The sequence below is a fragment of the Saccharothrix sp. CCNWYY140 genome (assembly GCF_037401995.1).
In the GTDB taxonomy this organism is placed as follows: domain Bacteria; phylum Actinomycetota; class Actinomycetes; order Mycobacteriales; family Pseudonocardiaceae; genus Actinosynnema.
This window is the reverse complement of the sequence record NZ_JBBEGC010000247.1, coordinates 1-551: the sequence shown is the minus strand read 5'-3', so window position 1 is coordinate 551 and position 551 is coordinate 1. Positions and strand designations below refer to the sequence as shown.

1 protein-coding gene is annotated in these 551 nt (G+C 63.9%); it reads left to right on the top strand.

The genetic code is table 11. From position 1 onward, the window contains the following. On the top strand, positions 1 to 551 hold a 551-nt coding region (locus tag WBN91_RS39080; RefSeq protein ID WP_337729350.1), incomplete at both ends, for a non-reducing end alpha-L-arabinofuranosidase family hydrolase.

Sequence of the window (551 nt, the reverse complement as noted above, 5' to 3'; positions counted from 1 at the left end):
GCACCTGGTCTACGGGACCACGCACGACTTCGGCGACAGCTGGGGTTCGATGAACTTCGGGTTGTTCACCAACTGGTCCGACATGGCCTCGGCGCCCCAGCAGGCGATGAACTCCGGCACGGTGGCGCCCACGCTGCTGTACTTCGCGCCGAAGAACATCTGGGTGCTGGCCTACCAGTGGGGCGGGCCGGCGTTCAGCTACAAGACCTCGACCGACCCGACCAACCCCAACGGCTGGTCCGCGCCGCAGACCCTGTTCACCGGCAGCATCACCGGCTCGGGCACGGGTCCGATCGACCAGACGCTGATCGCCGACGACACGAACATGTACCTGTTCTTCGCCGGTGACAACGGCAAGATCTACCGGGCCAGCATGCCGATCGGGAACTTCCCGGGCAGCTTCGGCTCCAGCTACACCACGATCATGAGCGACACCACGAACAACCTGTTCGAGGCCGTCGAGGTCTACAAGGTCAAGGACCAGAACCAGTACCTGATGATCGTCGAGGCGATCGGCGCCAACGGGCGCTACTTCCGCTCGTTCACCTCCA